Source organism: Paraburkholderia acidicola (genome assembly GCF_002362315.1).
In the GTDB taxonomy this organism is placed as follows: Bacteria; Pseudomonadota; Gammaproteobacteria; order Burkholderiales; family Burkholderiaceae; genus Paraburkholderia; species Paraburkholderia acidicola.
Genome location: NZ_MTZV01000004.1, coordinates 459,478 through 486,385 on the forward strand (window position 1 = coordinate 459,478; position 26,908 = coordinate 486,385).

The 26,908-nt window shown below is 60.2% G+C and carries 15 protein-coding genes; 8 read left to right on the forward strand and 7 right to left on the reverse strand.

Features of this window, described 5'->3' with window-relative positions; genetic code table 11:
- Window positions 1-13 precede the first annotated feature (13 nt).
- Window positions 14-1,015: a substrate-binding domain-containing protein gene (locus BWP39_RS12315; RefSeq protein ID WP_096720498.1), complete on the reverse strand. Its 1,002-nt coding sequence runs from the start codon at window positions 1,013-1,015 to the stop codon at window positions 14-16.
- A gap of 241 nt (window positions 1,016-1,256) precedes the next feature.
- Between BWP39_RS12315 and BWP39_RS12320 the strand changes: the two genes are divergently transcribed.
- The gene (locus BWP39_RS12320) at window positions 1,257-2,363 is read left to right on the forward strand and encodes a LacI family DNA-binding transcriptional regulator (protein WP_096720500.1); all 1,107 of its coding nucleotides are present in this window, start codon (window positions 1,257-1,259) and stop codon (window positions 2,361-2,363) included.
- Between the two features lie 6 nt (window positions 2,364-2,369).
- On the opposite strand, the gene BWP39_RS12325 is transcribed toward BWP39_RS12320, so the two are convergent.
- Window positions 2,370-3,098 carry a hypothetical protein gene (locus BWP39_RS12325; protein ID WP_207556778.1) on the reverse strand — a complete coding sequence of 243 codons (729 nt, stop codon included), beginning with the start codon at window positions 3,096-3,098 and terminating at the stop codon, window positions 2,370-2,372.
- A gap of 348 nt (window positions 3,099-3,446) precedes the next feature.
- On the opposite strand from BWP39_RS12325, the gene BWP39_RS12330 reads away from it, so the two are divergent.
- The 3 genes from BWP39_RS12330 (at window position 3,447) to BWP39_RS12340 (ending at window position 6,284) form a co-directional block, all read left to right on the forward strand.
- Window positions 3,447-4,166: an ABC transporter substrate-binding protein gene (locus tag BWP39_RS12330; RefSeq protein WP_207556779.1), complete on the forward strand. Its 720-nt coding sequence runs from the start codon at window positions 3,447-3,449 to the stop codon at window positions 4,164-4,166.
- Between the two features lie 19 nt (window positions 4,167-4,185).
- Window positions 4,186-4,602 carry a DUF1801 domain-containing protein gene (locus BWP39_RS12335; protein WP_096720504.1) on the forward strand — a complete coding sequence of 139 codons (417 nt, stop codon included), beginning with the start codon at window positions 4,186-4,188 and terminating at the stop codon, window positions 4,600-4,602.
- Between the two features lie 206 nt (window positions 4,603-4,808).
- On the forward strand, window positions 4,809-6,284 hold the full coding sequence (locus tag BWP39_RS12340; protein ID WP_096720506.1) for an MFS transporter: 1,476 nt from the start codon (window positions 4,809-4,811) through the stop codon (window positions 6,282-6,284).
- Window positions 6,285-6,336: 52 nt separating this feature from the next.
- Here BWP39_RS12340 and BWP39_RS12345 read toward each other — a convergent pair whose 3' ends face one another.
- Entirely contained in the window at window positions 6,337-6,492 is a 156-nt protein-coding gene (locus BWP39_RS12345) for a DUF3309 family protein (RefSeq protein ID WP_091010927.1), read from the reverse strand.
- A gap of 262 nt (window positions 6,493-6,754) precedes the next feature.
- On the opposite strand from BWP39_RS12345, the gene BWP39_RS12350 reads away from it, so the two are divergent.
- Both BWP39_RS12350 and BWP39_RS12355 read left to right on the forward strand, forming a co-directional pair.
- The gene (locus BWP39_RS12350; RefSeq protein ID WP_207556780.1) at window positions 6,755-7,648 is read left to right on the forward strand and encodes a type 1 glutamine amidotransferase domain-containing protein; all 894 of its coding nucleotides are present in this window, start codon (window positions 6,755-6,757) and stop codon (window positions 7,646-7,648) included.
- Window positions 7,649-7,721: 73 nt separating this feature from the next.
- Window positions 7,722-8,531 carry an SDR family NAD(P)-dependent oxidoreductase gene (locus BWP39_RS12355; protein ID WP_096720508.1) on the forward strand — a complete coding sequence of 270 codons (810 nt, stop codon included), beginning with the start codon at window positions 7,722-7,724 and terminating at the stop codon, window positions 8,529-8,531.
- Window positions 8,532-8,546: 15 nt separating this feature from the next.
- Here BWP39_RS12355 and purU read toward each other — a convergent pair whose 3' ends face one another.
- Together purU and BWP39_RS12365 are read right to left on the reverse strand one after the other, a co-directional pair.
- On the reverse strand, window positions 8,547-9,419 hold the full coding sequence (gene purU / locus BWP39_RS12360; protein WP_096720510.1) for a formyltetrahydrofolate deformylase: 873 nt from the start codon (window positions 9,417-9,419) through the stop codon (window positions 8,547-8,549).
- A 17-nt stretch (window positions 9,420-9,436) separates the two neighbouring features.
- Entirely contained in the window at window positions 9,437-11,917 is a 2,481-nt protein-coding gene (locus BWP39_RS12365; protein WP_096720512.1) for a GcvT family protein, read from the reverse strand.
- A gap of 472 nt (window positions 11,918-12,389) precedes the next feature.
- Between BWP39_RS12365 and BWP39_RS32485 the strand changes: the two genes are divergently transcribed.
- Both BWP39_RS32485 and BWP39_RS32085 read left to right on the forward strand, forming a co-directional pair.
- Entirely contained in the window at window positions 12,390-14,801 is a 2,412-nt protein-coding gene (locus BWP39_RS32485) for a YadA family autotransporter adhesin (RefSeq protein ID WP_096720514.1), read from the forward strand.
- 383 nt (window positions 14,802-15,184) lie between these two features.
- Window positions 15,185-15,424, forward strand: a complete 240-nt coding sequence (locus BWP39_RS32085) for a hypothetical protein (protein ID WP_157915139.1) — start codon at window positions 15,185-15,187, stop codon at window positions 15,422-15,424.
- Between the two features lie 306 nt (window positions 15,425-15,730).
- On the opposite strand, the gene BWP39_RS12380 is transcribed toward BWP39_RS32085, so the two are convergent.
- Together BWP39_RS12380 and BWP39_RS12385 are read right to left on the reverse strand one after the other, a co-directional pair.
- Complete coding sequence (locus BWP39_RS12380; protein WP_096720519.1) at window positions 15,731-16,504, reverse strand: DeoR/GlpR family DNA-binding transcription regulator; 774 nt, start codon at window positions 16,502-16,504, stop codon at window positions 15,731-15,733.
- A 116-nt stretch (window positions 16,505-16,620) separates the two neighbouring features.
- Window positions 16,621-26,838: an MBG domain-containing protein gene (locus tag BWP39_RS12385; RefSeq protein ID WP_096720521.1), complete on the reverse strand. Its 10,218-nt coding sequence runs from the start codon at window positions 26,836-26,838 to the stop codon at window positions 16,621-16,623.
- Between the last annotated feature and the right edge of the window lie 70 nt (window positions 26,839-26,908).

A 26,908-nucleotide genomic window follows, 5' to 3' on the forward strand; every position in this document is an offset into this window, starting at 1 on the left:
TGCGGCGACCCGATCAAAGGCCCGATTTGGCGAGTGCGTCGATGGTGTTCGCGTTGAGTTCCACCAGTTGATCGACGATCAGGTTATGACCATCGGGATGGACAACGCCGAGACCTGGGATCGTCATACCGTCCTTGATCGGTTGCCCTTTCGCGACCATCACGCCCAACGTCACGAACACCTCACCGGCCAGCTCGGGGTTCCACATAAAGCCGCCCGTCAGGGTCCCGTCGTGTACGAGACGCTTGCCCTGCCCCGGCGAGAACGGCCCGAGCACGACGATCTTTCCTTGCTGGTGGTTTTCTGCCACTGCACGCGCAGCACCAATCGGACCCTGGCTGCCGAAGGCAAGGAAGCCCTTCAGGTTGGGATGGGCCCGCATCAGATCGAGTGCGGTCTTGCGCGATGCGTCGACATCTTCGGCAACGCCATAGCGGTCGCCGACCGGTTTCATGTCGGGATAGTTAGCCTTGAGATACGCAATCGCGGCATCGGCCCATGCGTTGTGCAACGGCACCGTGAGCGAGCCGACAAAGACTGCGTACTCGCCCTTGCCTCCCAGCGCGGTAGCCAGACGCTTGCCATACGCTTCTCCGAAGCCCTTGACCGACGCCAGTTCGAAATCCCAGTCGGTGTTCTGCTGCTTCGGAGACTCGTGTGTGATGACCTTGATGCCGGCTGCACGGGCGCGTTGCAAGACTGGCTCGAGTACCTGCGCATCGTTAGGCACCACGCCGATCACGTCGACGTGTTGCGCGATCAGATCCTGGATGGCCCGCACCTGCAGCGCCGGGTCCGCACTGGTCGGCCCCACCATGAAGGCTTTGACGCCGAGTTGATCGGCGCGCTTCTTGATCCCCGCTTCCATCGCGTTGAACCATGGAATGCCGCCGATCTTGACGACGATGCCGATGACCGGGTGATCGGGCGACGCGCTTGCCACGCCGGTGCTTAACGCAAATGCCGTAAATGCAACGACGCCTGCGCACAGAATGCGCACGAAATTCTTTGACATGTCTCCTCCGCTGGACCACGGGCCACGGATTACGCCCGCCGGTGGTCCAAGTAGGGGTTATGAAAACGTACGGTCAGCTCGTTGCTGTAAACTTGCTGAATCCATTCAGCAATCGGCTGAAGTGCATGCTGTATCCATTCAGCACCTACGTCAACTAGGTGAATACCCGAAATGGATTGATCCGGCAGAAGCGCTACCGTCTGCCGGACAAGAACGAGATTGACCTTTGGAGTGAACGCCGATGGCCCGCACCCCCACGAACCGCAAGTCCACGATCTATGACATCGCGAAGGCAACGGGTTCTTCGATATCCGCAGTGAGCATGGTGCTGAACGGCACCTGGGCGCGCTATCGCATCAAGGAGGAAACGGCGAATCGCATCCTCGCGAGCGCCGCGCAGCTCGGCTACAACGTGAACATGAAAGCGCGCGGATTGCGGCTCTCGCGTTCGGGACTGGCCGGCATGATTCTTCCGCACTATCGCAACCGTTTTTTTGCGGGGCTTGCCGAGACTTTCGAAGATCACGCACGCAGTCGCGGACTGTGTCCAATCGTGGTCAGCACTCAACGCGATCCGGCCGTCGAAGCGAGCGTGACGGAGACGCTGATCTCGCAACAGGTGGAGTTGCTCTTTATCGCTGGCGTACGAAATCCGACGCCACTCGATGCGCTCTGCTCAGCCGCAGGGATTCCCTGCATCAACGTCGATCTGCCTGGCGAAGGTGCGCCGTCGGTGGTGTCCGACAATCGCGGCGGCGCCCGTGCGCTGGCAGACGTATTGATGGACAAGATGAAGGCACGCGGCAACGCGCCCGACGAACTGCTGTTCCTCGGCGGCGTGACCGACGAGTATGCGACGGACATGCGTATCGCTGGCTACCGCGATGCATTCGAAGCGCGCGGTATCAGTCCGGCCGCCGATGCGGTGGAGTGCTTCGGCTATGCCGCGTCGTCTGCGAGGCTGGCGCTGGCTCGTCGGTATGAGAGTCTGGGGCGGCTCCCCGCGGGCTTGCTAATGAATTCGATTACGGCGTTTGAAGGGCTCGTGCAGTTCGCGTCGAGTTTGTCGCGCGATGCCTGGCAGTCGACGGTGGTCGGGTGTTTCGACTGGGATCCTTTTGCTGCGCATCTGCCGTTTGAGGTCACCATGATGCGTCAGGACGTGCAGCAGATTATTTCAGAGGCATTCGCGCTGGCTGATAAGTACGATGAGAAGCACAACGATAAGCACGACGCGACTACGTATCCGCTCGTGATCGTGCCGACGGGTTTTGGACCGATGTCTGGCGAGGACGACCGGATGGTCGAGACAGAGCGTGTCGCGAACGTTGGGGCATCAGGTCTTTGAATGCAACTACGCGGCCCGACGCTCGATCCAGTTACGCAAGTGGCCGGCCAGAACAGCACCGATGATCAGCGACACGTAGAGCACGAGGAGATTGTGACGCCATGCATCGAGAGAAAGACGATGCTGGACCAGTGTCGGGTCGAGCGCTGGCAGGATGGCATGGGCGGCTTCGACCGCGCGGGTCATCTGAATGAACCCGACTGCCGACAACAGCGGCAGAAGAATCAGCACAGCCAGCAGTATCGGTTTCGCACGGCGCACCCTCTCGTGATGTCGAAAGCGCAACCACAGTCCAAGGCAACCATGCACCCAGCCCGGCGCGAGCAGCGCGAGTTGCAAGCCTTGCGTGCCGCCGGTAATCAGCGATGTCACGATCCGTTCATAGTTCGGTTCGAAGCCGTATAGCGAGGCAGCCAGGCGCGTCGACACCGCATGCCCAATGAGCAGAAGCGGAAGACTGAGCCCAGCCCAAAGACGGATCCAGTCAGTGAGTGGCAGTGTCCAGTGGCGACGCCCATAAAGCGTATGGATAGCCAGCGAAAAATGCAGGGCAGCTGAACCGTAAAGCAGGATCGTTCCGGGCACGCTGTGCCAGAGTCGGATGGCAAGCGTGAGGCCTTGTCCGGCAAGATCGAGCGACCAGATGCCGAGCGCGTGATTGACCAGATGGAGAAACACGTAGACCAGCATCACCACACCGGAAGTGAGTTGCAAACGGCGCAGAATCAGTTGCACTTGCGGTTCCTCTTGACAGCAGGCGTGGGGAGAATGGCGACTCACGAAGCGAACATGGTACGGCATGCACTGAGGAGACACGAGTTCGCTGTCGGATATTCCCGTGGAGTCTGCAATGACATTCCGCAGCTGCATGCGATTCTTTTCACCGAAGATACGGCAATCGATCCGACAAACGCCTGCAGAAGACCATGCGTGTCCGCTAAATAAAGGCATCCGAAGATGACAAAGCTTTCTACAATGAAACGCTGGGTGGCTCTCATGGTGACGCTGTCTGTCTCGCTGACAGTTGGTACTGTCCTACCCGCTTCCGCATTCGCACAAACCACACAGCATGCAGGTGAATCCATGACGAAAGTATTTGCGCCACACGGCACGCTACGCGCGTCGATCAATCTCGGGAACCCGGTGCTGGCCAGCATCGACCCGGCGACCGGCAAAGCAGTCGGCGTATCGGTCGATCTCGCCACCGAACTCGCCAGCCGCCTCGGTGTGCCGTTGCAACTCGTCGTGGTCAAGTCGGCGGGTGCGTCCGTCGATAACGTCAATCAAGGCAACGCCGATGTCGGCTTCTTCGCCGTCGATCCGAAGCGCGGCCAGGAAATCAGTTTCACGAAGCCGTATGTGTTGATCGAAGGTTTTTATCTGGTGCGCGACACGTCACCGATTACCACCAACGATCAGGTCGATCAACCCGGTGTGACGGTCGCGGTTGGCAAAGACAGCGCGTACGATCTGTTCCTCACGCGCGAGTTGCATCACGCGACGATCGTGCGGATTCCGCTGTCGCCTGCCGTGGTGCAAGGATTTCTCGATCAGCATCTGGACGTGGCCGCAGGCGTCAAGCAACAGCTGGAAAGCGATGCCGCAAAAACCGATGGATTGCGGATACTCGATCAACGGTTCATGGTGATCCGCCAGGCGATGGGCGTGCCCAAGGCCAGGGGCGATGAAGCGGCCGCGTATCTGTCGAAGTTCGTCGAAGAGATGAAAGCATCGGGGTTTGTCGCGGCATCGCTGGCGCGTCATGGCATTACCGGTGCGATCGTGGCGCAAGGCGACGACTAACACGCTTCAAGGAGGAGACATGACAAAGCCGGATTCAATCGAGAGCCAGCCTGCGTCTGAGCTGATCGACCAGAAAATCGTCGAACTCGGCGACTGGCGCGGAGCGACCTTGAGCCGGGTGCGTCAGCTCATCAAGGACGCAGACCCGGACATCGTAGAAGAATGGAAATGGCGCGGCACGCCGGTCTGGTCGCACGACGGAATCATTTGCACCGGCGAGTCCTACAAGGCGATCGTCAAGCTGACCTTCGCCAAGGGGGCTTCGTTGGAAGACCCGGCCAGGCTCTTCAACTCAAGCCTTGAGGGAAACACGAGGCGCGCGATCGACATCCACGAAGGAGAAGAGATTGACGCGAAAGCGTTCAAGGCGCTGATTCTTGCTGCGGTCGCGCTCAATGCATCCGGTGCAAAGGCGAAAACCAGGCGTACGAAGTAAGGTGCGTGCATAAGGTGATCGTTTGCCACAAACGTACTGTAAAAGATCTTCCTGACAGCCTTTCCATCGCGAAGAACACTTTTTCTCCCAGCAACGTCATCAACTGCATCGAATCTGATCGTGCCGACCGCCAAAGAAATTCGCCCTACCCGCGTGCCCCTACAGGCCATCGCGCGAGCATATCGAGCGAGGGATCGGCATTTCTCATGAGCACCACCGAGACCACGCAGAACACCCCCGTCGACACCACCGCAGCGAGGCACGCTCCACTACCGCTCGGCCCCAAAATCGCCTATGGCGCAGGCTCGTTCGTCGACACGGTAACCAACAACGCGTTGACCGTGTTCGGGCTGTTCTACTTCACCGCCGTATGCGGCGTGCCCGGGGGCTCGGCGGGACTCGCGCTGTCGGCTGGGCTGGTCGTCGATGCCGTGCTGGACCCGCTGATAGGCTCCGTCTCCGACCGATGGCGCTCGCGGCTCGGCAGGCGTCTGCCGTTCATGCTGCTGGGCCTGCCGCTCGCGATGGTTGCGTTCGTACTGATTTTCTCGCTGCCCGCCGGCGTGTCCGCGACAACGCTGTTCGTGATGTTGCTTCTGTTATCCGTGATGCTGCGTCTGTCGGTATCGCTGTTCAATCTGCCGTATCTCGCGCTCGGTGCGGAACTGACTGACGACTACGCGGAACGATCGAAGGTCGCCGCGTGGCGCTGGGGTCTCGGCATGATCGGTGCACTCGCCGCGGTGTTGATCGGTTTTGGTTTCTTCTTCAAAGGTGCGGGCGGCCTTTCGCATCGTGCCGCGTATGCGCCATTCGCGTTGACATGCGCGGCCGTGGCGACGGTCGGTGCGCTGATCGCGATATGGGGCAGCTTCAAGCTGCGGCATCGCGCGCATCCGGTTACCGAAGATCGCTCGGACTGGTTGCGTGCATTGCTCGCCGGCGTCGCCGAGATTTTTCGCAACCGGTCGTTTCGCATCCTGTTCGGTGCATCGGCGCTGTTCTTTGCGGCGCAGGGCGTCGCGATGTCGCTCGGTCTGCACGCGAACACCTATTTCTGGCGACTCCATGCCGATAGCATCAAGCTCGTGACGGTCGCGTATTTTTGCGGGCTGCTGATCGGCGCGCCGCTGATCGGCCTCGTCGCGCCACGCTTCGACAAGAAGCGAATGCTGTTGCTCAGCGTGTGCGTCCTGATCGCCACGCAAGCGTTGCCCGCCACGCTAAGGCTCGTCGGATGGCTTGCACTGGAGGGCCGGCCGCTCACGCTGCTGCTCGTCGCGAACGCTGCGATCGGTGGGCTTGCTCTGACGGCCGCGGCAATCGCCGCTTCGTCGATGCTCGCCGACGCCGCCGACGAACACGAATACCTGTTCGGCCACCGACGCGAAGGACTCTACTTTGCGGGTTGGTCGTTCGCCAGCAAAGTCGCGACGGGCGGCGGTGCGCTGATTGCAGGCCTTGTGCTCGAGTTCAGCGGATTGCCGAGCGGCACTGCGGCGCAAGCAGGTATCGAGGTCGTGCTGCGCCCGGAGACGGTCGCCGTGCTCGGACTAGCCTATGGGCCAGGCGCCGCGCTTCTTTCCATTGCCGGGGTGCTGCTCATGCTGCTGTATCGACTCGACCGGTCCGCGCATACACGCATCCTCGATCAACTGGCGCAACGACGCGCCGCCGGTTGATTGCGACCCTGCGGGATCCACAATCGCACGCCCAGCGGCGCACCGAGCCCGCTTATATCCGCCCTAAAAGAAGCAACACAACCAGCACGATCAGTACAACGCCTAACGTGCCACTAGGCGCATATCCCCAGGAACGACTGTGTGGCCAGGTCGGGAATGCACCGATCAACACCAGTATCAATACGACGATCAAGATTGTTCCCAACATGGCGTGCCTCCTTCCGGTTCGTTATTCGAGCAACCCGTCGCCGCTCTCACCGGTTATCAGCAATCCTTGTGCCCCGTGCGCGACATGCCCGCAAAACTCAACGTGGGGAATGCGCCGGATCGATCCGGCGGTGGACTGGTAAGCCGTCTGGAGACTCAGGCACAATCGTCATAAGGACCGACGCTCGAACCCGGGTCTGTAGCGCCGCCATCGCCTGACAGGCATGCGCGGCGCATTCAAACTCCTGAGAGGAAAAATTCTTATGACGGCCAATGCCGCGCAACGCACCATGGCACATATCCTGATGCCGCTCCCGTCCCGCGATTCCGATCCCAGCGAAGTGGCCGTGAGCTGGCAGATTCTGCGGGCGCGTGGACACCGGGTCAGTTTCGCCACCCCGGACGGCCGTCCCGCCGAATGCGATCAGTTAATGATCGATGGCCGCGGCCTCGACCCATGGGGCTGGATTCCGGGGTTACGGTGCCTGCCGCTGGTCGGTTTGATACTGCGGGCACGGCGCGATGCACGCGACGCTTACGCGCAACTCCGCGCGGACGCAGCGTTCCAGAATCCGCTGCGCTGGGATGCGATCGACATCGTCGGTTTCGACGGTCTGGTGCTGCCGGGCGGTCACCGGGCGCGCGGCATGCGTGAGTATCTCGAGAGCGAACAGTTGCAACTGGTAACCGCCGCATGCTTTGCTGCCGGAATGCCGATCGGCGCAATCTGTCACGGCGTACTGCTGGCCGCTCGCAGCCGTCGCCCCGATGGGCGATCCGTACTGTATGGATTGCGCACCACGGCATTGACGTGGGCACTGGAACACAAGGCCGCATCGCTCACGCGCTTCACGCGCTTCTGGGATCCCGGTTATTACCGCACCTACAATGAGTCGCCAGGACAGCCCGCCGGCTATATGTCGGTTCAGCAGGAAGTGACGCGCGAACTGGCCCGCCCCGAAGATTTTCTCGACGTCCCACGCGATGCGCCCGATCATCGCAGCAAGACCGATGGCATCGCACGCGATAGCGACAGCGACGAACGGCCAGCCTTCGTCGTGCGCGACGGCCGCTATGTATCGGCGCGCTGGCCTGGCGATGTGCATCGCTTTGCGAGAGAGTATGCCGAGCTGCTCGAAGAACGCGACTCGCTTTGACCAGGCGCGAATGTTATGAACGAACACCGCCTACCTCATTGCCCAACCCAGTCGGGCGACCTCGGAGCCGACCATGCAAGACTATCGAAAACTGTTTGATCTCAGCGGGAAGACGGCGGTCGTGATCGGTGCGGCGTCCGGTATCGGCAGAGCTGCGGCGGAGGCGCTAGGCAGTCTCGGTGCGTATGTGGTCTGCGCCGATGCGGACATCGACGGCGCAAAGGCAACGGCCGACGAGATCAACAGTGTGGGCGAAGCGCTAGCGCTAAAGGTCGATGCCGCGGATGGCAAGCAGATCGAAGCGCTAGCCGCCGATGTCGTGCGCACACGCCGCGTGATCGACATTGCAGTGAGCACGCCCGCGCTAAACATCCGCAAGCTGATCATGGATTACACGGAAGAGGAATACGACCGTGTCATGACGCTAAACCTGAAAGGCACGTTCCACTTTCTGCGCGCTTTTGGACGTCCGATGCAACAGCAAGGCTCCGGCAGCATCATCGCGTGTTCATCGATGCGTGCGGTCACCATCGAGCCAGGCCTTGGCATCTACGCCGCGTCCAAAAGCGGCATCGCGCAGATGGTGCGAGCGTTTGCCGCGGAAGTGGGACCCTATAACGTGCGCGTGAACGCAATCATGCCGAGCATCATCGAGACGAAGCTGACCGCGCCGATCAAGGAACGCGCCGATATCTACGACGTCTATGCGGCGCACACCGTGTTCAACCGCTGGGGCCAGCCCTCTGAAGTGGGTGCGGCGATCGCTTTCCTCGCATCCGATGCGGCAAGCTATATCACCGGCAGTTCGTTGTCGGTGGACGGTGGGTGGACAGCGATCGACGGGCCGCCGACAGGTCTCACATCGACGAGGCCATCGACCTGAGCACGAAGGTGAAGATCAGCGGAACACCACCGTCCGGTGCCCGTTGATGATCACCCGATGCTCGAGATGCCACTTCACTGCCCGCGACAGCGCGACACATTCGACATCGCGCCCGATCATCGTCAGATCGTCCGGATCCATCGCGTGGTCGACGCGCTCGACGGCCTGCTCGATGATCGGTCCTTCGTCGAGATCGGTGGTGACGTAATGAGCCGTTGCGCCGATCAGCTTGACGCCGCGATCGTAGGCCTGCTGATACGGCCCCGCGCCCTTGAAGCTCGGCAGAAACGAATGATGAATATTGATCGCGCGGCCTGCGAGCTTCTCGCACATATCGGCGGATAGCACTTGCATATAGCGCGCAAGCACCACGAGATCGATCGCCTGATCCTGTATCACGTCCCAGATCTTCGCTTCCTGAGCGGCCTTCGATTCAGGCGTCGCTTTCAACAACGGGAAGTGATGATAGGGAATGTTGTAGCTCGCAGCCAGCTGATAAAAGTCCTTGTGATTCGACACGATCGCAGGAATTTCGATGTTCAGCTGCCCGGTGCGGTAGCGAAACAGCAGGTCGTTCAGACAGTGCCCGAACTTCGACACCATCAGCAGCACACGGGGCTTGTGCGATGCGTCGCCGATCTGCCACTGCATGTTCCAGTGTTGCGCAAGCGGCTCGAACTTCGCACATAGATCGTCATACGTCGCATCGCTCGCGAGCAACTGAAAATGCATGCGCATGAAAAATTGCGCGGTGCGCCGGTCGCCGAACTGCGCGGAATCGACGATGTTGGCGCCGCATTCAAGCAACGCCGCCGATACGGCATTGACGATACCGGGCTGGTCCGGACACGACAGTTTCAGGATGTAGCTGTTTGCAGGCGCGGCCATGGGAAAGTTCCGTTCGATCAGCTTTTGACGCGCTCGGAGCGCGGATCGTAGGGTGCTTTCAGATGCACCGTGGCGGGCAGCAGTTCGCCTGCGAGGTCGATCGTGTAGTGGCCGCTGTTCAGGTAAGCCGCGTCGGCGACACCGTCCGGATTGCTGATGTAGCCCATCGCTACCGGGCAACCGAGCGTATGCCCGAAAGCCGCCGAGGTCACGAAGCCGACCGGTTTGCCGTCACGCAGGATCGCTTCGCTGCCCCACACCATGCGATCGCTTGCGCCATCGACCGTGAGCACCACCATACGACGCCGCAACGGTTCGTCGCGCAGCTTAAGCAATGCCTCGCGACCGCGGAACGGGATGTCCTTGTTGAGCTTGCACGCGAACGACAGACCGGCTTCGAACGGGTTGTAATCAGGCGTGAGCTCACGGCCCCACGCGCGATATCCCTTCTCGATACGCAGCGAATCGATCGCGTAGTAGCCCGCATTGACGAGACCAAACGGTTTGCCTGCTGCGTGCAGCGTTTCGTACACACCGGCTGCGAATTCAACCGGTACGTAGAGTTCCCAGCCCAGCTCACCGACATAGGTCAGGCGTGTCGCGCGAACAGTCGCGTAACCGATATCGACTTCGCGGCTCTGGCCGAACGGAAAGGCTGCGGCACTCCAGTCGGCCTTCGACACGCTCTGCAAAAGGTCGCGAGCGCGCGGCCCCATCACCGCGAGCACCGCATACTGGCCCGTCACATCGACGAGCGTGCAGTGTTTGTCGTGCGGAATCGATTTTTCGATGTAGTCGAAATCGCGTGTGGTCTGGGCCGAGCCGGTGACGATCAGGTATTGATCGTCGGCGAGACGGGTCAACGTGAAATCGGATTCGTAGTTGCCGCGCTCGTTGAGCATGCCGGTATAGACAGTCGTGCCAGTCGGCACGGCGACATCGTTAGCGACGATGCCTTGCAGCACCGCTTCCGCATCGCGTCCCTTGACGAGCAGTTTCGAGAACGATGTCATGTCGAACAACGCGACGCCCTCACGGCACGCGCGATGTTCCGCGCCGCTCCACGGCAGCCAGTTTTGCTGGCCAAATCCATATTCGACGCGCGCTTCAGCCGGGCTCGGCGCGAAGAAGTTCGGGCGTTCCCAGCCCATCTTGCTACCGAAGTACGCACCCTCGTCGCGCAGCAACGTGTAAAGCGGCGAACGACGGAACGGCCGCGCGGTATCGAGTTCGCGATTCGGCCACGGCATCGCGTAGTGCAGGCCGAGTGTTTCCTTCACGCGATCATGCAGCCACGTGTCGTTGCCGTTGAAGCGTGCAAAGCGACGGATGTCGACGGGCCAGAGATCCATCGTCGGTGAGCCCGCGACGATCCACTCGGCAAGCGCCATCCCTGCCCCGCCCGCCGACGCGATCCCCATCGAATTGAAACCGGCACCGACGAAGAAGCGCCGCAATTCAGGCGCTTCGCCGAGGATGAAGTTGTTGTCCGGTGTGAACGATTCCGGCCCGTTGTAGAACTGCTTGACCTGCGCGGTTTCGAGCGCGGGCACGCGCTGCAATGCGTTTTCCATCAGGATCTGGAATTGATCCCAATCATCGGGCAGCAACTGGAATTCGAAGTTTTCCGGAATGCCATTCATGCCCCAGGGCTTCGCGTTGGGCTCGAAGCCACCCATCACGAGGCCGCCCACTTCTTCCTTGAAATAGATGTAGCCGTCCGGATCGCGCATCACCGGCAGGTCGGGATGCACGCCCGCGATGCGCTCGGTCACGATGTAGTAGTGCTCGGCGGAATGCAGCGGCACAGTCACGTCGCACATCCGGCCGATCGCCTTCGCCCATTGGCCCGCGCAGTTGACGACGATGTCCGCGGCAATGGTGCCTTCTTCGCCGTCCTTGTTGCGCCACGCGAGGCCACTCACTTCGCGGCCCGCTTCGGCTTGCCGCGTATGGATCGCGGTCACGCGTGTGTTCTCGACGATGCGTGCGCCGCGCGTGCGTGCACCGCGTGCGAGTGCCTGTGTCAGATCGGTGGGATTCGCCTTGCCGTCGCCGGGCAGCCAGACCGCGCCGAGCAGATCGTCGGTGCGCATCACCGGCCACAGATCGCCGGCTTCCTTCGGACCGATCACGTCGCACGCCACGCCGTAGGCGCGTGCGACCGCGGCCGTGCGTTTGAGCTGCGTCATGCGTTCAGCCGTGCGCGCAACCGATAGCGAACCGCATTGCTTCCAGCCGGTAGCGAGACCGGTGTCGGCCTCCAGCTCGGCATAGAGCGCAGTCGAGTAGCGAATCAATTTCGTCATGCTTTCCTGCGCACGCAGTTGGCCGACCAGACCGGCCGCATGCCAGGTGGTGCCACAGGACAGTTGGCCCTGTTCGAGCAGCACGACGTCGGACCAGCCCAGCTTGGTCAGGTGATAGGCAACGGAGCAGCCAATGATGCCGCCACCGACGATCACAACCCGTGCGTGTTGAGGAATGTTTGTTGACATATGTTGATATCTGTCCGGTATTACGTGTGTTTTTGCTACTCGATGTGGGTTTAGTGTGCCTTACGATGACGCAAAATGCAAGATAAAACCACAAATACCGCAGGAAGGTGGCCTGATTTCCATTTGCGACGCTCGGAGCAAGGCCATCCTCGAATCCACATCTAGCTCGTTGATTTCCGTTGATTCGTGTTGATATAAATAACCAACCTTATAGCTCCCGCTCCCGGCACACAGGCCTGTCGGGAAATTCGTGAAATCCACCGCTGCTGATCCGCCTCGACCAGGGGACCGAGCGTTGCCCGGAAACCCTCGCGTTTACTGGCTCTCAGGCCCGTGCCACCGCGATTGTTAAGCGCCACCTGGCAAGATCTAACAATTACCCGCCGCCGATCTTGCGTTTCTTTGCAATCTTTCATTCCTATCTCATTTATCTTTCGCCACTGTTACATCAACCAATGTTAATGAGATCGAGATGAAAGCCTTTTTGAACCGACTGATCGCCGTTGAAAAGACCATCGGCACGAACAATCAAGACACGACAGCTGCTCATGGACGCATCGTCCGGAATTCCAGTGGCACGTCGGTGTCACCGCGTCCGCCGTTCGAGGTAAGCGTACTCGCCATCGTGGCGACGGCACTTTTCATCGGGCTTCCTGTGCCCGCCCATGCGAACACTTTCAAGTCCAACGAAGCATGCGATTCAGCGGGTCTCAGCGCCGTTGGGCGATCTGGAGTACCCGGCGAGAGTGCGCAACCCACCGACGGGTCCGGAACCTATTCGACCGTCGCCGGCTGCAACGCGAGCGGCAATGGACAGCTCGCCGCAACCGTCTATGGCGGATATTCCCAGGTCACCGGTGAAGGCGGCTCGGCCTTTGGCTTCATGACCTCCGCAGGAAAATGGGGCACGGCGGCCGGCACCGAGGCGAATGCGTCCGGCACGGCAAGCACGGCAGTCGGCTTCGGCAGTGTGGCGAGCGCGACGAACTCTGTGGCGATCGGCGGTGCGGGCGGTGACGGTACGACGCCGCTGTCGGCTGCGAATTCGACGGTCGCTTCGGGTAAGGGCGCTGTCGCGATCGGTAGCAATGCGGTCCGTGGTGCGCAAGCGAGCGCAGCGGACGCAATTGCAATTGGCGGTCAGGCAAGCGCATCGCGTTCGGCGGCCGTTGCAATCGGCCTCGGTAGCGCTGCAAACAACGCAAACGATGTCGCACTCGGCGCGGGCTCGACGACGTCGACCGCTGTCGGTACGAAGAACACGACGATCAACGGTACGACCTACAAGTTCGCCGGCACGTCGCCGACGAGCACCGTCAGCGTCGGTACAGCAGGCAACGAACGCACGATTACCAGCGTCGCAGCCGGACAGATCAACGCAACGAGCACGGACGCCGTGAACGGCTCGCAGCTCAATGCGACGAATCAGGCTGTAACGGGTCTCGGCAAGCGGATGACGACGACGGAAGCGAACGTCACGACGCTGCAAGGCAACGTGTCGACGAATGCATCGAACATCAACGGCCTGCAGCAGAACGCCTTGCAATGGAACAGCACATTGGGTGCGTACGACGCGAGCCACGGTAGCAGCGCGCCGCAGAAGATCACCAATGTAGCGGCCGGTGCGGTCAATGCAACCAGCACCGATGCGGTCAACGGCGCGCAACTGAATGCGACCAACCAGGCGATCGATTCGGTCACGAACTCCGTGCAGAACATCAATAGCGGTGCCGGCATCAAGTACTTCCACGCGAACTCGACGCAACCAGACAGCAGCGCGACCGGCACCGACAGCGTAGCGATCGGTCCGTCGGCAAGCGCGACGGGTAACGGTTCGATCGCGACCGGTTCGAATGCGATCGCGAATGGCGATAACAGCATTGCGCAAGGCACCGGTGCGGTGGCGGGCGTCGCCGGTTCGAATGCGACCATCGCTCAGGATGCCGCGTATGGTTCGAACGCAAGCGCAACGGGCGGCTCGTCGCTCGCATTGGGCGCGAATGCCAGCGTGACGACAGCGGGTGGCGTTGCATTGGGCTCGGGCTCCATCGCAAACCGTGCGGCAGGAACATTCACCGACCCGATTTCTGGCGCCAACTTTACGACGGCGCTGGGTGCGGTATCGGTCGGTCTCGCCGGTTCGCTGCGCCAGATCACTAATGTCGCCGCCGGTACGCAGGCCACCGATGCGGTGAACCTGAGCCAGTTGCAAGCCGCGATGAGCTCGCTGTCGAACAGTATCAAACCGGTTGCGCCGACTCCCTCGAGTGGCGCCGGTAACAACGCTTCGTCCGCTAACGGGTCACTGATTGCTGGCAATCCGTCCACCTACCAGGCACCAGTCGCGAATGCAGCCAACGCGACCGCGGCGGGAAGTGGCAGCGTTGCGTCGGGCACGGGCAGTACCGCGCTGGGCAACGGTGCGCACGCAAGCGGCACGGACTCGGTCGCGCTGGGCAACAACTCGGTTGCATCTGAAGACAACACCGTATCGGTTGGCTCGGTGGGCAACGAGCGGCGCATGACCAACGTCGGCAGCGGCGTGGGCGGTACTGACGCGGTGAACGTGAATCAGCTCAATTCCGCGCTTTCGCAGGCGAATGGCTACACGGATCAGCGCTTTGGACAATTGCAGCAGAGCGTCAACGAGACTGCTCGTAACGCGTACTCGGGTGTGGCAGCGGCTACCGCACTGACGATGATTCCCGACGTCGACAAGGGCAAGACTTTGTCGCTTGGCGTAGGCGTCGGATCGTATCGCGGCTACCAGGCAACGGCGATTGGCGGCACCGCCCGCATCACCGAAAACATCAAGGTGCGAGCCGGTGCGAGTTTGAGTGCGGGTGGTACGGCGTTTGGTATCGGTGGGTCGATGCAGTGGTAATCACAGTCCGCGGTTGATCGTCATCGCGACAGAGCCTTCATCGGAAGAGACAACTGAAATGCGTGCAATTATTTCTCTGGCATTACTGGGTACGTTCGTCAGCGGATGTACCTGGACTAATCCTTCGAAGCCACTGTCGGCGTTTCCTCGCGACAGCTACAGTTGCGAGCAACAGGCGCTGCGGCAGTACCCTCAGGTGATCGGCGGTCGGCTGGTGGACGGCGACTACTACCGGCCAGCCGAAACTCACTGCCATTACTGGCGTGACGGGAATGGACAAACCTGCGAGACCTATCCAGGAGAGTACGTGCCGCCGGTCGTTGCGGCAGTCGACTTGAATAGTTCGCAGCGGCGTCGTGGGACGCTCTCCTGCCTGGAGGCGAATGGCTGGTCCCAAACGCCTGGCTTTTCCGGGGTCCTCTATTAGCGTGACGGCCTGCGGCTACTGTGCGGAAGACTGCGGCGCGACGAAAGAGTCGCGCGGCATCGTGCCCGTAGCTCGCTCTGCGTCGCATTTCGACCTGACCGGGTCCATGGAACCCGGCCCGTATGTGAAGGAAAGCGGCCTGGACGCGACGGTGTACGCGGCAAGCTGGAGCAACGCGCGCCCCCAGTCGGAATGAATGCCGCCATCCTTTTTCACCGATAGCAATGGCGCAGTCCATTGCCCGCAATTGTCCGGTGCGCTCACGATCGGAGCCGTACGGGCAGCCCACTGGATATTGTTTTCCTCGACGCCCGCCGTCGCACTGTTCACTACCATCACCAGTCCAGCCAGAGCCACAAAGCAGTGATTACGCATGGTTTTCGACGATCACGAAATGGGGTGAGTCATGTTAGCCAACCGACACAGACGCGTCTGTGGAATTTTGTAGGTGGCGGCTGGTTTGAGGATAGTCGCCTTTTCAATCAAACCAAAGATCGTGCATCTACGCCGCTTCCGGCGCGCCGTAGCACACTTCGACACCCGCCGCGGCTAGCACCTCAGCTAGCGCTGGCGACGGGGCTTCGTCAGTGATCAGCAGATTGACTGCCTCCGCGCCGAACGCATGGACCAGCGCGCTATGTCCAAACTTCGCGTGATCCGCAACGACGACGCGACGCTCCGCCTGCGCAAATGCGGCAAGCGAATACGCGACGTCGGCGGGTTGAGCATCCATGAAACGGCCTTGTGCATCGATGGCCGTCACCGAAACGATCGCATAGCGGACATAGAACTGGCGCATGAAGGCCAGTACGCTTTCGCCGAACGCTGCTGCATCGTCGGCGCGCAGTTCGCCGCCGGTGATGAACACACGATTGTCGTTGCGCGTGGCCAGCATGCGCGCGATCTCGGTTGAATTGGTGACGACGGTTAGACGCGAACGGGCGCATAACGCCTGCGCGACATGGACGCAGGTGGTGCCGCCGTCGAGAATCAGCGAGTCGCCGTCGCGTACCAGTTCGCCGACCTGCGCGGCAATCACCTGCTTCGCCGCATCGTTTTCCTGCATGCGCCGCTGGAACGGCGGTTCGTCGAGCCGGTCGGGCAACATGATGCCGCCATGCACCTTGACCAGCAGGCCTTCGGCGATCAACGGCTTGATGTTGCGCCGGATGGTCTCGTCCGATACGGCGAAAACTTCAGCGAGTTCGGTGATCGTGCAGGTCTGTTGCGCACGCAGCATGCGCATGATTTCAGCTTTGCGTTGGGTCGAGAACATGGGGGCCGGCGGAAGATTCAATGGCGGCCAGTCTAGCAAAGGCGGCTACCCGGCGATAGCCATTCCCTCGCATTTCCAATGAAACCCACACCCGCAACGACCATCGGATGCCTGTATCAGAGCGGCATCAGCCCCGCAGGCAGTCTCACGCCGCCATTGATAAGGTTGATATAGCGATCGCCAGTGTTCGCATCCTGAGGTCCTTTTTCGCCGTGCGCTTTGCCTTCGTGATCGGTGCTTTGCGCGACCGCATTGTTGCTGAAGCTGTTCGGGCCGAATGCGTTGCCCTGACCGACCACGCCGCCGCCCACGCCACTGCTGCTGCCCTGACCCAATGCACCGCCGCCGAAGCCACTGCCACCGCCTTGACCCAGCACGCCACCCAGACTCGCAATAGAGCCGTGGTAACCCTTGTCCGGTTGACCCGGCACCTGCGGGTTGGACGGCAGCAACTGCAGCGTGCCGGCCGCGTAGTTCAGCACGTAGTTGGGACTCAGCACGCTATAACCCGACGGCGTAATCACGTACTGGCCCGGTAACGGCGTGCCGACATTGGTAGTGAAGATCACCCTGCCGCCCAGCACACCGGTGGCCGTATCGTCGTAGCGCAAACCGCGGACGGTGACACTGTATGGCGCGAGGAACCCCCAGTATCCCGTGACATTGTCGGCACGCACGGTCAGTGTGGCCGGTGTGATCTGCAACTGGCCGTTGACGAAGGTGATCGCGTAGTTGCTATTGGCGAGTGTGCCTTGACCGATCGCGTAGTTGCCGACGTTCTCGCCGGTCTGACGGGTCGCCGCTCCGCTGAGGCTGTCGTTGCCGACCAGGTTGCCGCCAGTGATCTGATAAGCGAAGTTCGGATCCGTGTTGCCGTAGATCTTGCTTAGCTGATCGCCGGTCAAGGTGATGGGCCTTGGCGTGATTTGCAGTTGCCCGTTGACGAACGTGATCGCGTAGTTGCTGTTGGCCAGTGTGCCCTGTTCGATTGCGTAGCCGCCGACGTTCTCGCCAGCTTGACGCGTAGCCGCGCCGCTTAACGTATCGGTGCCGACGAGGTTGCCGTTGGTGATCTGGTAGGTGAAGTTCGGATCGGTATTGCCGTAGATCTTGCCTAGCTGGTCACCGGTGAGCGTGATCGGCCTGGGCGTGATCTGTAGCTGTCCATTCACGAACGTGATTGCGTAGTTGCTGTTGCCTAGCGTGCCCTGTTCGATTGCGTAGCCGCCGACGTTCTCTCCGGTCTGCCGTGTCGCCGCTCCGCTTAAGGTATCGCTGCCCACCAGGTTGCCGTTCGTGATCTGGTATGTCAGGTTCGGATCGGTGTTGCCGTAGATCTTGCCCAGTTGATCGCCGGTTAGCGTGATCGGTCGCGGGGTGATCTGTAGCTGGCCGTTCACGAACGTGATCGTGTAGTTGCTGTTGGCCAGCGTGCCTTGACTGATTGCGTAACTACCGACGTTCTCGCCCGCTTGCCGTGTGGCCGCTCCGCTCAAGGTATCGTTGCCGACCAGATTGCCGCTGGTGACCTGATACGCCAGGTTCGGATCGGTGTTGCCATAGATCTTGCCCAGTTGATCGCCGGTCACTGTGATTGGCCTTGGCGTGATCTGCAACTGGCCGTTGACGAAGGTGATCGTGTAATTGCTGTTGGTCAGCGTGCCTTGACCGATTGTGTAATTGCCGACGTTCTCGCCGGCTTGCCGTGTGGCCGCTCCGCTCAAGGTGTCGTTGCCCACCAGATTGCCGCTGGTGACCTGATACGCCAGGTTCGGATCGGTGTTGCCGTAGATCTTGCTCAGTTGATCGCCGGTCAAGGTGATCGCCCGCGGCGTGATTTGCAACTGACCGTTGACGAAGGTGATCGCGTAGTTGCTGTTGGCCAGTGTGCCCTGTTCAATCGCGTAGTTGCCGACGTTCTCGCCGGCCTGGCGCGTCGCGGTTCCGCTTAGCGTATCGGTGCCCACGAGGTTGCCACCGGTGATCTGATACGTCAGGTTGGGGTCCGTATTGCCGTAGATCTTGCCTAGCTGGTCACCGGTCAGTGTGATCGGCCGCGGTGTAATCTGGAGTTGCCCGTTGACGAACGTGATCGCGTAGTTGCTGTTGGCTAGCGTGCCCTGTTCGATTGCGTAGCCGCCGACGTTCTCACCGGTCTGTCTTGTCGTAGCGCCACTTAGAGTATCCGTGCCTACGAGGTTGCCGCCAGTGATCTGATACGTCAGGTTCGGATCCGTATTGCCGTAGATCTTGCTCAACTGATCGCCGGTTAGCGTGAGCGGTCGCGGCGTGATCTGCAACTGGCCGTTCACGAAGGTGATCGTGTAATTACTGTTGGCGAGTGTGCCTTGACTGATTGCGTAACCGCCAACGCTCTCGCCGGCCTGACGTGTCGTCGCTCCACTTAGTGTGTCGGTGCCTACGAGGTTGCCGCTGGTGATCTGGTACGTCAGGTTCGGATCCGTGTTGCCGTAGATCTTGCTCAACTGGTCGCCGGTTAGCGTGATCGCTCGCGGCGTGATCTGCAGTTGGCCGTTCACGAAGGTGATCGTGTAGTTGCTGTTAGCCAGCGTCCCTTGAGTGATGGCGTAGTTACCGACGTTCTCACCAGTCTGACGTGTTGCGGCTCCGCTCAACGTATCGGTGCCCACCAGGTTGCCGCTCGTGACCTGGTAAGCCAGGTTCGGATCGGTGTTGCCGTAGATCTTGCTTAGCTGATCACCCGTGAGCGTGATCTCCCGTGGCGTGATCTGCAACTGGCCGTTGACGAAGGTGATTGCGTAGTTGCTGTTAGCAAGCGTCCCCTGGTTGATCGCGTAGTTGCCGACGTTCTCGCCGGTCTGACGTGTCGCTGTGCCGCTCAGCGTATCTGTACCTACCAGATTGCCGGTGGTGACCTGGTAAGTGAGGTTTGGATCGGTGTTGCCGTAGATCTTGCTTAGCTGATCACCGGTTAGCGTGATCGGTCGCGGGGTGATCTGTAGGCCGCCGTTGACGAAGGTGATCGCGTAGTTGCTGTTGGCTAGCGTCCCTTGAGTGATCAGGTAACTGCCTACGTTCTCGCCGGTCTGACGTGTCGCTGCTCCGCTCAGCGCGTCGGTGCCTACCAGATTGCCTGTGGTGATCTGGTAAGTGAGGTTTGGATCGGTGTTGCCGTAGATCTTGCTGAGCTGATCGCCCGTCAACGTGATCGGGCGCGGGGTGATCTGTAGGCCGCCGTTGACGAAGGTGATGGCGTAGTTGCTGTTGGCCAGCGTTCCTTGAGTGACCAGGTAGCTACCAACGTTCTCGCCGGCCTGACGTGTCGTCGCTCCGCTTAACGTGTCCGTGCCTACCAGATTGCCACCGGTGATCTGATACGTCAGGTTCGGATCAGTGTTGCCGTAGATCTTGCTCAGCTGGTCACCCGTCAGTGTGATCGGGCGCGGGGTGATCTGCAGTCCGCCGTTGACGAAGGTGATCGCGTAGTTGCTGTTGGCCAGTGTCCCTTGAGTGATCAGGTAGTTACCTACGTTCTCGCCAGCCTGGCGTGTCGTCGCCCCGCTTAACGTATCGGTGCCCACCAGGTTACCACCGGTGATCTGGTACGTCAGGTTCGGATCGGTATTGCCGTAGATCTTGCTCAGCTGGTCACCGGTGAGCGTGATCGAGCGCGGCGTGATCTGTAGCTGACCGTTGACGAAGGTAATCGCGTAGTTGCTGTTAGCCAGCGTCCCCTGGTTGATCGCGTAGTTGCCGACATTCTCGCCAGCCTGACGTGTCGCCGCGCCGCTTAGCGTATCCGTACCTACCAGATTGCCGGTGGTGATCTGGTAAGTGAGGTTTGGATCAGTGTTCCCATAGATCTTGCTTAACTGATCGCCGGTTAATGTGATCGGTCGCGGGGTGATCTGCAATCCGCCGTTGACGAAGGTAATGGCATAGTTGCTGTTGGCCAGCGTCCCCTGAGTGACCAGATAGCTGCCGACGTTCTCGCCAGCCTGCCGCGTCACCGCTCCGCTCAGCGCATCCGTGCCCACCAGGTTTCCATTGGTGATCTGATACGTCAGGTTCGGATCGGTGTTCCCGTAGATCTTGCTCAGTTGATCGCCAGTCAGCGTAATCGCCCGCGGCGTGATCTGCAGATTGCCGTTGACGAAGGTGATCGCATAGTTGCTATTGGCGAGTGTCCCCTGGCCAATCGCGTAGCCGCCGACGTTCTCACCCACCTGACGTGTTGCGGTTCCGCTCAACGCATCCGTACCTACCAGATTGCCAGCGGTAATCTGATAGGTCAGGTTCGGATCCGTGTTGCCGTAGATCTTGCTTAGCTGATCACCGGTCAACGTGATCGGTCGCGGGGTGATCTGTAGCTGTCCGTTGACGAAAGTGATCGCGTAGTTGCTGTTAGCGAGCGTTCCCTGGTTGATCGCATAGTTGCCGACGTTCTCGCCGGTCTGACGTGTCGTAGCGCCGCTTAAGGTATCGCTCCCCACCAGGTTGCCGCTCGTGATCTGGTACGTCAGATTCGGATCCGTGTTGCCATAGATCTTGCTCAACTGATCGCCGGTTAGCGTGATCGGTCGCGGTGTGATCTGTAGCTGGCCGTTGACGAAAGTGATCGCGTAGTTGCTGTTGGCGAGCGTTCCCTGGTTGATCGCGTAGCCACCGACGTTCTCACCGGTCTGACGTGTCGCAGCACCACTTAAGGTATCCGTGCCGACCAGGTTCCCAGCGGTAATCTGATACGTCAGATTCGGGTCCGTGTTGCCATAGATCTTGCTCAACTGGTCGCCAGTTAGCGTGATCGGTCGCGGCGTGATCTGGAGTTGCCCATTGACGAAAGTGATCGCGTAGTTGCTGTTGGAAAGTGTCCCCTGGTTGATCGCGTAGTTGCCTACGTTCTCACCAGTCTGACGTGTCGCAGCACCGCTTATCGCATCCGTGCCGACCAGGTTCCCACTCGTAATCTGATACGTCAGATTCGGATCGGTGTTGCCATAGACCTTGCTCAGTTGATCGCCGGTCAGCGTAATCGGTCGCGGCGTAATCTGCAGTCCACCGTTCACGAAGGTGATCGTGTAGTTGCTATTGGCAAGCGTTCCCTGACTGATCGCATAGTTGCCGACGTTCTCGCCAGCTTGACGTGCCGCGGCTCCGCTTAACGTATCGCTCCCTACCAGGTTACCGCCAGTCACCTGATAAGTCAGATTCGGATCGGTATTCCCGTAGACCTTGCTCAACTGATCGCCGGTGAGCGTGATCGGTCGCGGTGTGATCTGCAATCCTCCGTTGACGAAGGTGATCGCGTAGTTGCTGTTGGCGAGCGTCCCCTGAGTAACCAGGTAATTGCCAACGTTCTCGCCGGCCTGACGTGTCACCGCTCCGCTCAGCGCGTCTGTACCCACCAGATTGCCACCGGTGATCTGATACGTCAGATTCGGATCGGTATTGCCATAGATCTTGCTGAGCTGGTCACCCGTCAGCGTGATCGGTCGCGGTGTGATCTGCAGCCCGCCGTTGACGAAGGTAATGGCGTAGTTGCTATTGGCCAGTGTCCCTTGAGAGACCAGGTAATTACCCACGTTCTCGCCAGCCTGGCGTGTCACCGCTCCGCTCAGCGTGTCCGTGCCCACCAGGTTGCCAGTGGTGACCTGGTACGTCAGGTTCGGATCGGTGTTGCCGTAGACCTTGCTCAACTGATCACCGGTCAACGTGATCGGCCGCGGTGTAACCGCGAGCTGACCGTTGACGAACGTAATGATGTAGTTGCTGTTAGCGAGCGTCCCCTGACTGATCGCGTAACTACCGACGTTCTCGCCGGCCTGACGCGCAGCCACGCCGCCCAACGTGTCAGTGCCTACGAGATTGCCGCTAGTGACGTGATACGTCAGGTTTGGATCGGTATTGCCGTAGATCTTGCTGAGCTGATCGCCGGTCAGCGTGATCGGTCGCGCCGTGATCTGAAGTTGCCCATTAACGAACGTAATCGCGTAGTTGCCGTTAGCAATCGTCCCTTGACTGGTCGCATAGTTGCCGACGTTTTCGCCTGCCAGGCGACCGGCAGCTCCGCTTAGCGTATCGGTGCCGACCAGGTTGCCGTTAGTAATCTGGTAGGTAAGATTCGGATCGGTATTGCCATAGATCTTGCTCAACTGATCGCCGGTTAGCGTGATCGGCCGCTGCGTGATCTGTAGTTGCCCATTGACGAAGGTGATCGCGTAGTTGCTGTTAGCGACGGTGCCCTGGTTGATCGCGTAGTTGCCCACGTTCTCGCCGGTCTGACGGGTTACCGCTCCGCTCAGCGTATCGGTGCCCACCAGATTGCCACCCGTGATCTGGTACGTCAGATTAGGATCGGTATTGCCATAGATCTTGCTGAGCTGATCGCCAGTCAGCGTAATCGGCCGCGGCGTGATCTGTAGCTGCCCGTTGACGAACGTAATCGCGTAGTTGCTGTTAGCGACGGTCCCCTGGTTGATCGCGTAGTTACCCACGTTTTCGCCGGTCTGACGCGCGGCAGCACCGCTCAAGGTATCCGTACCCACCAGATTGCCGCCAGTGATCTGGTAAGTCAGATTGGGATCAGTATTGCCATAGATCTTGCTGAGCTGATCGCCGGTCAGCGTAATCGGCCGCGGTGTGATCTGCAGATTGCCGTTGACGAAGGTAATCGCATAGTTGCTATTGGCGAGTGTCCCCTGGCTAGTCGCGTAGTTACCAACGTTCTGGCCCGCCAGCCGCGCAGCAGCTCCACTCAACGTGTCCGTGCCTACGAGGTTGCCGCTCGTGATCTGGTAAGTCAGATTCGGATCGGTGTTGCCGTAGATCTTGCTCAACTGATCGCCCGTCAGCGTGATCGGCCGTGGCGTAACGGTCAACTGTCCCGAACTCAGGAAAACCAGCGCGTAGCCATTCAAGGCCGACACGGTGCCTTGCGCGATATTGATCTGATAACCGCCCACGTTAGCGCTACTCAACGTGCCCGCCGAACCCAGCGTAGGCGCACCGCTAAAAGCGTTAAGAGGATTCTCGCCAAGATACGCGCCGGCGACACCGGTTTCCGCGAAACCGCCACTCACGGTATAGGTGCTACCTACGTTAGCGGTATTACCATAGATCTTGCCAAGATTGCTCGACGTGAAAGTCAACGTCGGTTGAATCGAAAACAGATAGCGGTTACCCGTCTGCGTCACACCACCCGGCGGTTGAGATGCATACGTCGAACTCCACACAGCGACGTTGGCGCTGTTGAGATTGTTGAAATTGTCGTTAGCCGGATTGGCCGAATAGATCAGCCAGCGGCCGTTCCCGGTGCTGACAGCACCCGCACCGGACAGATTGTTGAAAGCAGTCTGCGCCGACAGCACGACCGCATTGCCGGTAGCCTGACTGCTCACCGTAGTACCGGCACCAAGCGTCAACGCACCACTGCCTTTAACCAGCACCGTCCCAGTGCCGGTGGTGGTGATGTTTCGATCGATGGTGAGATCGGTGGTAGCGGTGAAGTTCAGGTTGATGTTGGACGTGAGCGTCAAGCTCGAACCGTCGACCGTATAGAGCACGCCCGGGGCGGTCAGGCCACCGAGCGGCGGCGCCATGATCCCGCTCAGGGTGGCGACGTCGGATGAATACACCGTGACGTTGTTGGCCACGATGTTGAGACCGGTAGCATTGCCGCCCACCGCATCGATGTTAGTCAGCGCGTTGCCGACCGCAGTGCCCCCCGACAACCAGGTCAGCACTGGGCCTTGCCGCGGATCAACCGTAAAGTAGTAGTAGCCGTTAGCGCCGGTGGTGGCGTTCTCCAGCACGTTGCCGCCGCCCGCGAGCTTCACGCCTAACGCGCTGTTGTCGCCACCGGTATTGGCCATGCCGGAGACGATGGTCGGGCCGGTAGGGAAGCGCCAGTTCAGATAGCCGTAGGAAATGCCCGGCTCGATCCCCCACACCGCGGGATTGAAACCGCTGGGCAGACCGCCTTGAAGTTGCGCGGTGGTTTGTCCGGTGATGCCGGTCGCTACGTTGTTGGCAGCTAAAGTCTGGCCGCTGGTCGTTGTATCCCAGTAGGAATTAGTGACGCCGCCCGAGCTATAGCCGATGAATCCAGCAACGTTAGTGGCAGGACTGCGCACCAGTCCCGTCGAGAACGAGTTGGTCACCGTGCCACCGTTGTTATAGCCGATGAACCCACCGACCGAATCATAGCCGCCGGTCACATACCCGGTCGCATAGGAATCGCTGATGTTCGCCGTCGAATAGCCAACCAGTCCGCCCATATACTGGGTGGCCTGCGAGCCAGTTGCACCTTGCACGCTCCCGGTGGCATAGGACCGGGTAATAGTCGAAGTGCGTGCGTCGCCAACCAGTCCGCCGACGTAATCATCACCGCCGTTCACTGCACCCGTCGCGTAGGAGTTGGTAATCGAACCGTTGCTGATCGCACCGATCAACCCACCGATTTCGTCGCTGCCGCTACCGGAGGTATCGGGAGCCGACACGGCAGCGGTGGAATACACATTGGCGAAAACACCGTTTTCGCTTTGGCCCACCAGCCCGCCGACGTAGTCATCCCCCGAATTCAATGCGCCTGTGACATAGGTATTGGTCACCGAACCATAGCTGGTATAACCCGCCAGGATGCCGGTAAACCTGTAACCCGTGATGTTGGCATTGACGATGCCGAGATTGCTGATGATCCCCGTGTTAGCCGCACCGCCAAGCTTGCCGAACAGACCGACGTAGTTCGTACTGGGCAGATTGATAAACAGGTTGGAAATCACATGACCCTGACCGTCCAGCGTGCCGCTGAAATAGTTGCTGCCACCACCAATCGGCACAAAACCCGCACCACTGTTCCAGGTCGATGTCACCGACGCATCGATGTTCTGGCTTAGCGCATAGATACCGGCAAGGTTGCTAGTGATGGCCTGCAACTGCGTAACGTTGTTCACCAACATGTAGGCGCTCAGCGTGCCCGCGCTGATGTTGCCGGTATAGACGGTAGGCGCGGTATAGCTGGTGGGGTTGTAGTAAAGCGATATCGCACCTGCAGTGCCCGCGGTAATACCCGTATTGAAAATGACCGTCCCGATGCCGGTACCGGTCTTGTCCGACCGCAGGATGATGTTCCCGGCACCCGCATTGGTGATATTCGCGTTGACGTTGATATTGCGGTACGCCTCCAGATCGAGGCTGAGCCCGCTGTTCCAGTTGACCGCCTGCTGGACGTAGATATCGCCCGGCGCGCTGCCACCGGGCAGCGTCGCAATCGTCATGTTGGTATTGGCGAGATTCGCGCTGAGCGTCGCGCCGGTCATGAAGCTGCTGCCGTTGCCGGGATCGTTGCCGATGTAGTAATCGGTGGGATCGATCAGCCATTGGCCGGTCTTGCCGGAAGCTGCCTTGGTGGTGATCCGCGCGGTATCGCCAACCTGCACGATGTGGCCCGAGGTTTCGATAAATCCGCCGTTGCCACCGTTCGGCGCCGAAGCGTCTAGTGTGCCGCCGACCTTGACCGTCCCCTGATCCATATTGCCGAGCAGCGTGATCGTGCCGTTGTGATTCTCCAGGGTGCGCGCTTCGATGATCCCCTGGTTGTTCACCACCGTATCGAGCAGTGCGTCGGTGGCCTTCGCGGTAAGCCACACGCTGCCGCCGTCGGCCTGAATCAGTTGGCCGTTCTGTGCGAGTGCGCCCGCGACGCCCTGGTCGATCTGCAGGTTCAGCAGGCTGTCACCGGCAAAATTCAGCGTGATGCCCTGCCCCGCTCCTAACGCCACACTGCCTAGGCGCGCCTGGATCAAACCTTCGTTGTCGACCTGGCCGCCGAGCATCGCGATGTAGCCGCCATCGGCGGCATGCAGGTTGCCCTGGTTGAGCACCGTACCCGACGCGCCCGAACCGCTAAAACGGTAGCGCCCCGCGAGAAAATCCTGATCGCTGAGACCCAGCGTCGAGGCCACCAGACCACCGACGTTGACCTGCGCTCCACGACCAAACAACACCCCATTGGGATTGATCAGGAACACCTGGCCGTTCGCATTGAGCTGCCCGAAGATCTTGCTGCCGTCGGTGCCTAGCACGCGGTTCAACGCGATCGCGCTGGTACCGGGCTGATTGAAATTCACCGTCTGCCCGGCGCCGATATTGAAGCTGTTCCAGTTGATCGACAGCTTGGGGCTGCCTTGATCGACGGTCAGCGTTTGACCGCTCTGCGAGATGCGTCCGTTGCCGGCGCTGATGCTTCCGCCAGTAGGCAGGCTTTGTGCCACTGCCGTCCCGCTTAACAACAGCAGCAACAACACGGCATGCGTCACCGGATGCAAGACGAAGCGAGGATTGCGCGTAGTCATGATAGCGATCGTCCCTGGCAAAGCCGAAGGGTGCAGCCGACCTGATGCCTTGCTTCCACTCTGGTCAGCA

Coding starts and splice junctions, on each gene's coding strand:
- BWP39_RS12315 (WP_096720498.1), bottom strand. CDS start 1,015: ATGTCAAAGAATTTCGTGCGCATTCTGTGCGCAGGCGTCGTTGCATTT.
- BWP39_RS12320 (WP_096720500.1), top strand. CDS start 1,257: ATGGCCCGCACCCCCACGAACCGCAAGTCCACGATCTATGACATCGCG.
- BWP39_RS12330 (WP_207556779.1), top strand. CDS start 3,447: ATGACGAAAGTATTTGCGCCACACGGCACGCTACGCGCGTCGATCAAT.
- BWP39_RS12335 (WP_096720504.1), top strand. CDS start 4,186: ATGACAAAGCCGGATTCAATCGAGAGCCAGCCTGCGTCTGAGCTGATC.
- BWP39_RS12340 (WP_096720506.1), top strand. CDS start 4,809: ATGAGCACCACCGAGACCACGCAGAACACCCCCGTCGACACCACCGCA.
- BWP39_RS12345 (WP_091010927.1), bottom strand. CDS start 6,492: ATGTTGGGAACAATCTTGATCGTCGTATTGATACTGGTGTTGATCGGT.
- BWP39_RS12350 (WP_207556780.1), top strand. CDS start 6,755: ATGACGGCCAATGCCGCGCAACGCACCATGGCACATATCCTGATGCCG.
- BWP39_RS12355 (WP_096720508.1), top strand. CDS start 7,722: ATGCAAGACTATCGAAAACTGTTTGATCTCAGCGGGAAGACGGCGGTC.
- purU (WP_096720510.1), bottom strand. CDS start 9,419: ATGGCCGCGCCTGCAAACAGCTACATCCTGAAACTGTCGTGTCCGGAC.
- BWP39_RS12365 (WP_096720512.1), bottom strand. CDS start 11,917: ATGTCAACAAACATTCCTCAACACGCACGGGTTGTGATCGTCGGTGGC.
- BWP39_RS32485 (WP_096720514.1), top strand. CDS start 12,390: ATGAAAGCCTTTTTGAACCGACTGATCGCCGTTGAAAAGACCATCGGC.
- BWP39_RS32085 (WP_157915139.1), top strand. CDS start 15,185: ATGGCTGGTCCCAAACGCCTGGCTTTTCCGGGGTCCTCTATTAGCGTG.
- BWP39_RS12380 (WP_096720519.1), bottom strand. CDS start 16,504: ATGTTCTCGACCCAACGCAAAGCTGAAATCATGCGCATGCTGCGTGCG.
- BWP39_RS12385 (WP_096720521.1), bottom strand. CDS start 26,838: ATGACTACGCGCAATCCTCGCTTCGTCTTGCATCCGGTGACGCATGCC.